This window comes from Streptomyces sp. CNP082, assembly GCF_059570535.1.
On sequence record NZ_JCANSZ010000033.1, the window covers coordinates 80961 to 87576 of the forward strand.

At 71.8% G+C, this 6616-nt stretch carries 7 protein-coding genes and 1 rRNA gene; 1 reads left to right on the forward strand and 7 read right to left on the reverse strand.

Going from position 1 to position 6616, the window contains the following annotated elements; translation table 11 throughout:
• The first annotated feature begins 76 nt into the window (after positions 1-76).
• Entirely contained in the window at positions 77-1279 is a 1203-nt protein-coding gene (locus tag B124_RS24330; RefSeq protein ID WP_496505069.1) for a DUF5667 domain-containing protein, read from the forward strand.
• Positions 1280-1299: 20 nt separating this feature from the next.
• On the opposite strand, the gene B124_RS24335 is transcribed toward B124_RS24330, so the two are convergent.
• The 7 genes from B124_RS24335 to rrf form a co-directional block, all read right to left on the reverse strand.
• Positions 1300-2517 carry a lysophospholipid acyltransferase family protein gene (locus B124_RS24335; RefSeq protein ID WP_496505070.1) on the reverse strand — a complete coding sequence of 406 codons (1218 nt, stop codon included), beginning with the start codon at positions 2515-2517 and terminating at the stop codon, positions 1300-1302.
• Positions 2510-3598 (reverse strand): NAD-dependent epimerase/dehydratase family protein, encoded by a 1089-nt coding sequence (locus tag B124_RS24340; RefSeq protein WP_496505071.1) that lies wholly within the window; start codon positions 3596-3598, stop codon positions 2510-2512. Before B124_RS24340 ends, B124_RS24335 begins: the two co-directional genes overlap by 8 nt.
• Positions 3599-3740: 142 nt before the next feature.
• Entirely contained in the window at positions 3741-3839 is a 99-nt protein-coding gene (locus B124_RS24345; protein WP_003948845.1) for a 30S ribosomal protein bS22, read from the reverse strand.
• Between the two features lie 126 nt (positions 3840-3965).
• Positions 3966-4175 carry a helix-turn-helix domain-containing protein gene (locus B124_RS24350; protein ID WP_158691643.1) on the reverse strand — a complete coding sequence of 70 codons (210 nt, stop codon included), beginning with the start codon at positions 4173-4175 and terminating at the stop codon, positions 3966-3968.
• 128 nt (positions 4176-4303) lie between these two features.
• Positions 4304-5122: a phosphatase gene (locus tag B124_RS24355; RefSeq protein WP_496505072.1), complete on the reverse strand. Its 819-nt coding sequence runs from the start codon at positions 5120-5122 to the stop codon at positions 4304-4306.
• A gap of 78 nt (positions 5123-5200) precedes the next feature.
• A complete protein-coding gene (locus B124_RS24360) occupies positions 5201-6370 on the reverse strand; it encodes an acetoin utilization protein AcuC (protein ID WP_496505073.1) in 1170 nt (389 codons plus the stop codon).
• Between the two features lie 63 nt (positions 6371-6433).
• Positions 6434-6550, reverse strand: a 5S ribosomal RNA gene (rrf, locus tag B124_RS24365).
• Positions 6551-6616 lie beyond the last annotated feature (66 nt).

Here is a 6616-nt window from a genome sequence, read left to right on the forward strand (position 1 = left end):
GGGTCAAGGAGTACAACGCTGAGGGCGGGATAGGGAGTCCCACACAGAGACCCCGAGTCGACAGGAGGTGCCGCCCGTGATCGGATCCGTATCGGCACACCGGCGGGCGAACGCCTTCGCCCAGGCCCTTGATGAGGAGTCTCGGGCGCAGCAGGCGGACGCGCTGGCGGCAGACCCCGAGCAGGCGCGGCTCCTGGCCCTCGTGGGGCAGCTCGCCTCGGTGCCCGGTCCGACCCTCGACCCCGAGGTGAAGACCGCCCAGCGGACCCGGCTCATCGCGGCCATGGAGGCGATGCTCGCCGAGGACACCGCGGAGTCCACCGAAGCCCCCCTGATCCCCGCGCCCCGCAAGCGCGGCGCCCACCGCGCGGCCGGCCCGCTGTCCCGGCTGCGCCCGCGCTCCCGCCTCTCCCGCGGCGTGGCCATCGGCGGCGTCAGTGTCGGCGTCGCCGCCGGCGCGTTCAGCGCCGCCGCCGCGGTCAGCTCCAACGCCCTCCCGGGCGACACGCTCTACCCCCTCAAGCGCGGCATGGAAGACCTGCGCCGCGGCATGGCCGACGACGACACCGAGCGCGGCCGCATCTATCTCGACCAGGCGTCCACGCGGCTGAACGAGGCGCGGCGCCTCATGGAGCGCGGGCGCGCCGGCGAGCTCGACGCGGAGTCGATGAACGAGGTCCGTGAAGCCCTCGACAACGTACGGCACGACGCCGGCGAAGGCCGCAAGCTGCTGCGCGGCGCGTACGACGAGGACGGCGAGCTCGGCCCCATGCAGACCCTCTCCTCCTTCTCGCAGAAGAACGAGCGCAGTTGGCAGCAGTTGCGCGAGCAGTTGCCCGCCGAGCTGGTCGAGCTGGGCGACGAGGTCAGCTCCGTGTTCGACGCCATAAAGCAGGACGTCGCCCCGCTGTCCTTGCTGCTGCCGGGCCCGGAGGAGTTCTCCTCCCCCAGCGGCAGTGCGCCGGGCACCGCGAGCAGCGGCGGCAGCAGCACCGACACCGACCCGGCCGAGCCCGCCCCGTCGTCCACCGCGACGGCCGGCGGCGAGGTCGGCGACGACGGCGAGCCGAAGCCCAGCGCCACCGAGGAGGGCGGGCTGATCGGCGAGGACGGCCTGATCGGCGGCGTCCTGCCCGACGACGAGACGGACGGGCAGGAGACCGGCGGCAGCAGCTCCACGCCCACGGAGGAGCCCACCAAGAGCCCGGAGATCACCCTCCCGCCCCTGCTGCCGCTGCCCGACCTGGGCCTCGACTTCGGCAGCGAGGAAGAGGAGTAGCGGGGAGTGGCGGGTACGGGTCAGAAGAAGACCGACCGCCGCTCGACGAGCAGCTTGTACAGCGTGTGCTGGATCGTCTCGCGCACCTGGTCGGTCAGGTTGAACATCAGCATGGGGTCGTCCGCCGCCTCCGGCGGATAGCCGTCCGTGAGGACCGGCTCCCCGAACTCGATCGTCCACTTCGTCGGCAGTGGTACGGCCCCGAGCGCGCCCAGCCACGGGAACGTCGGCGTCACCGGGAAGTACGGCAGCCCCAGCAGCCGCGCCACCGTCTTGGCATTGCCGATCATCGGATAGATCTCCTCCGCCCCGACGATCGAGCACGGCACGATCGGCACCCGCGCCCGCAGCGCCGTCGAGACGAAACCGCCGCGGCCGAAGCGCTGGAGCTTGTAGCGCTCGGCGAACGGCTTGCCCAGGCCCTTGAACCCCTCCGGCATCACCCCGACCACCTCGCCCCGCGCGAGCAGCCGCGCCGCGTCGTCCGCGCAGGCCAGCGTGTGCCCGCCCTTGCGGGCAAGCTGGTTGACGAACGGGAGCATGAACACCAGGTCGGCCGCGAGCAGCCGCAGATGGCGGTCGGCGGGGTGGTGGTCGTGGACGGCGACCTGGGCCATCAGCCCGTCCCAGGGCAGCGTCCCGGAGTGGTTGCAGACGACGAGCGCGCCGCCGGTGTCCGGGATGTTCTCGACGCCCTTGACCGTCACCCGGAAGTACTTCTCGAAGACCGGCCGGAAGAGCGGCACGAGGACCTGGTCGGTGAGCTCCGCGTCGTAGCCGAACTCGTCGACCTCGTAGTCGCCCGTCAGCCGCCGCCGCAGGAAGCTCAGCGCGTCGGCGGCCCTGCGCTCCCAGTCGCCGCCGAGGAGCCGCGGGAGCGCGCCCAGGAGGGCGCTCTGCAGCGCCGCGGCGACCGCGTCGGCGGCGTCGGCGGCGTCGGAGCCCGGCGGTGCCGTACGGGCCGACGACGCGGCGCCGCCCGCACCCCCCGCGTCTCCTGGGACTCCAGGGTTTCCGGGGTCTCCGGGGTCTCCGGGGTCTCCTGCGGCGTCCGTACGTTCCTCGCCCCCGCCGTCCGCGGCCCCCTGCCCGCCGGGCAGCGCCGAGAGCGCCGCCTCCGGGCCCGCGGCACCGCCGCCGTCCGCGCGCCGCGGTCGGCCGGCGCCCGGCCGGCGCCGCGGCTTGCCGCCACCGCGGGAGCGGTCGTCGTCGAACGGGATGACCTTCGCGTCAGCCATCGTGCACCGGCTCCTTCGCCACGCCGTCCACCTGCTCCCCGGTCCGCGCCCGCGGCACCCCCAGCAGCCCGCCGACCGCGTCCACCGCCCGCCGCACCTCACGCGGCGGCAGCAGCCCCGCCGCCCGCCCGGCGGCGAAGTCGGCGAACGTTCCCGCCGTCGAGTACTCGGGCGTGAAGCCCAGCAGTTCGCGCATCTGCGCCGTCTCCACGACCCGGCCGTGGGTCAGCAGCCGGATCTGCTCCGGCGAGAAGTCCGTCATCCCCGCGGCGCGCAGCGCCGAGCCGACCCACGTCACAGCGGGCAGCGGCACCGGGACCGTGGGGCGGCCGAGCCGCCGGGCGGCCTGGGACAGCAGCAGCACGCCCTCGCCGGCGATGTTGAACGTGCCGCTGTTGATCGTGCCGCGGCGCGGCTCGCCGGCCGCGAGCAGCAGCACGTCGATGACGTCGTCCTCGTGGACGAACTGGAGCCGCGGGTCGTAGCCGAGGACGGTCGGCAGCGCGGGCAGCGCCAGATACTCGGCGAGCGGCGTGTCCACGCGCGGACCGAGGATGTTGGCGAACCGCAGCACGCACACGGCGACGTCCGGGCGGCGCCGGGCGAACCCGCGCACGTACCCCTCGACCTCCACCGCGTCCTTCGCGAAGCCGCCGCTGGGCAGCGCCTCGGGCGGCGTGTTCTCGGTGAACACGGCGGGATCGCGGGGCGCCGACCCGTAGACGCTGGTGGTGGACTTGACGACGAGCCGCCGCACGCGCGGCGCCTGCTGGCAGGCGCCGAGGAGTTGCATGGACCCGATGACGTTGTTCTCCTTGACCGCCGCCCGGCCGCCGCGGGCGAGCGGGGTGCCGGTGACATCCATGTGCATCACGGTGTCGACGTCGTGCTCGACGAGGATGCGGCCGAGTACGGGCTGCCGGATGTCCGCGGGGACGAATACGGCGCCGCCGAGCTGGTGCTCGGGCGCACGCGCGTCGACGCCGACGACGCGGTCGACGTCCGGCTCCCGCAGCAGCCGGCGGACCAGGCGCCCGACGAGGGGGCGGGCGACGCCGGTGACGAGCACGGTCCTGCCCACTGGCCTCGCCTCCCTCTCCCCGCCGGCCCTTCTCAGCCTGCCTTCCCGCACGCTCGCCCCACCGTACCCGCAGCAGAACGCACAACCGCCGCCCAGCCGCCGGAAAAGGCGGATGGACGGCGGTACGGGTGCGGGCTGCCGCTTACTTCTTGTTGCGGCGCTGCACTCGCGTGCGCTTCAGCAGCTTGCGGTGCTTCTTCTTGGCCATCCGCTTACGCCGCTTCTTGATCACAGAGCCCACGGGTACCCTCGCTCACTTCTCTCCGTCGGGGTGGGCGGGCAAGGGCCCACACGTCTTTACAGGGGCCCAAGCCTACCCGGGCGAACAGGATTGACGTAATCGAGGGTGCGCAACCGATCGGACCCGTCAGGCGGACTCCACCCCCACATACGACTCGCGGAGGTATTCGTGCACGGCCTGCTCCGGCACCCGGAAGGACCTCCCCACCCGGATCGCCGGCAGATGGCCGCTGTGCACCAAGCGGTACACGGTCATCTTGGACACTCGCATCACCGCGGCTACTTCAGCCACGGTCAGGAACACAACCTCGTTGAGAGGCTTATCGCTTGCAGCCATGACACACCTGAACCTTCCGCACATGACGGACACCGGCTTCCCCTCCGGTGCCTCCTCCTCGCATGCGCGCTCCTCCCCAGATTAGGGGCGGGTGATGCAAGTGGGGAAGAGGAGTAGCGATCGCATGGCTACGGTGCCAGACGGGCGTGGTTGAGCACGTAACCGGCCACCGGCCCGTAGCTGTCCGGTTGCGCAGAGTCATCAAGAGGCACCACAACGGACACGCGGCCCTCCGCCTGGGCGACGAAGGGTGCAGGGTCGTCGGCGTCCGCCAGACCCATGGCCTCGATGCCCAACTGACCAGCCCCGCAGGCCCATCCGTGGTCCCCCACCACCAGCTCCGGCAGCGGCCCGCCCACGGCGGCGGCGGCACCGAGTGCCGCACGCAGGGGAAGCGGAGAGTGAGTATGGACCCCCCTGGTCGCGGGCGGGTCACAGGGGTCTGAGTCGCCCAGAACAGCGACACTCTCGGGGTAGTTGAGGCGGTATGTACGTACGCCAAATCGGGTCGTTATGTCGACATCTCTGCCCTCACCGGGGGTGAGGACAACGCACCCAGCCGCCGAGAGCGCCGCAGCCAAGGGGGCGTAGAAGCCAAGGAGGCGGTCGGGGTGGCCGGTCCCGAACAGCACCGCCTCCCCGTCGCGCGCGGCGTCCCGCAGCCGCTCCGCGAAGGCGTGCAGGGCGGCGATCGTACGGTCCGGATCGATGACCTCCGTGCCCGAGATCCGGCCCGGATCACCGCTCGTACCGCAGCGTTCGGCCATCAGCCGCAGCAACTCGGCCACCGACCAGTCCCGCTCCGGTTCGAGGCCGAGCAGCACCCGCGGATCGCGGGCAGCGAACTGCTGATATCTGCAAAGGCTCTTATCGCGCCTCGTCGCCACCGACCCGGCGATTCCCGTCGCCAGCAAATGCGTACGCAAGAGAGGTACGTCGGTCAACACCCGACCCACTCTGGCCGCCCATACGGGCGGAACGGGCGCCTTCACGAATATTTCGCCCACAAGAAAGCAGAAGTTCCCTCAGGGCAGCAGCCCGTGCGCCGGGAACACCGTCCGCCGCGCGGCACGCACCGCTCGGTCCAGCGGCGAAGCCGGGTCGAACCCCGCCTCCCAGTCCGCCCAGGAGGCGTCACGCCCGTCCGTCATCCGGTACGGGGCCTGCTGCCCGGTCCGCCGCAGCGCCTCGGCCCGCCAGCTCTCGGGCACACGGGTGTCTCCGGGAAGGGGGGAGCCGGCGGCGACGGCACAGAGGTGGGCCCAGGAGCGCGGCACGACGTCCACGACGGCGTACCCGCCCCCGCCGAGGGCCAGCCACCGCCCGTCCGCGTGCTCGTGCGCCAGGGCGTGGCAGGTCTCCATCACCGCACGCTGCGCGTCCAGACTGACGGCGAGGTGCGCCAGCGGGTCCTCGGCGTGCGTATCAGCCCCATGCTGCGACACGAGCACCTGGGGCCCCCACGCCCCCATCAGCTCCGGCACGACGGCATGGAACGCCCGCAGCCACCCCGCATCCCCGGTCCCGGCCGGCAGCGCCACGTTCACCGCATGCCCCTCGGCCCCGGCCCCGCCGGTCTCCTCGGGCCAACCGGTCTGCGGGAAGAGCGTGCTGGGGTGCTCGTGGACGGAAACGGTCAGCACCCGCGGGTCATCCCAGAACGCCGCCTGTACGCCGTCACCGTGATGCACGTCCACGTCCACGTACGCCACCCGCTCTACGCCCAACTCCAGCAACCGCGCGATGGCCAACGCCGCATCGTTGTAGACACAGAACCCCGAAGCGGCCCCGGGCATCGCATGATGCAGCCCACCGGCAAAGTTCACGGCATGCGCAGCCCGCCCCTCCCACACGGCCTCCGCCGCCGCCACGGACTGCCCGGCGATCAAGGCCGACGCCTCATGCATCCCCACGAACGCCGGATCGTCCGTCGTCCCCAGCCCGTACGTGGGGTCAGCCGACTCCGGCGCCGTGGACGCCTGCTGTACGGCGTCGATGTAGTCCTGCCGGTGCACAAGCCGCAGCGTCGAGTCGCCGGCCGCGGGAGCCGCGACGATGTCGACGGCCTTGTCGATCCCCAGCTCCTCGACGAGGCGCATGGTCAACGCCAACCGAACGGGATCCATGGGGTGTTCGGGACCGAAATCGTACGCGGTGACTGCCTGGTCCCACATCAGGTGCGCACGGCCACTCATATCGGCCACCGTAACGCACGAAAGCCGCCCCGAAGCATTCGGGGCGGCTTTCATGAACGAATTGTTCGGCGGTGACCTACTCTCCCACACGGTCCCCCATGCAGTACCATCGGCGCGGTCGGGCTTAGCTTCCGGGTTCGGAATGAGACCGGGCGTTTCCCCAACGCTATGACCACCGAAACACTATGAAACTATCCCCCACACCCCCAACACCAGCACACACAGGTACAGGTTGTGTGGGCGGGT

Excerpts from the sequence above, each read along its gene's own strand:
- B124_RS24335 (WP_496505070.1), bottom strand. The coding sequence starts at position 2,517 with ATGGCTGACGCGAAGGTCATCCCGTTCGACGACGACCGCTCCCGCGGT.
- B124_RS24350 (WP_158691643.1), bottom strand. The coding sequence starts at position 4,175 with ATGGCTGCAAGCGATAAGCCTCTCAACGAGGTTGTGTTCCTGACCGTG.
- B124_RS24360 (WP_496505073.1), bottom strand. The coding sequence starts at position 6,370 with ATGAGTGGCCGTGCGCACCTGATGTGGGACCAGGCAGTCACCGCGTAC.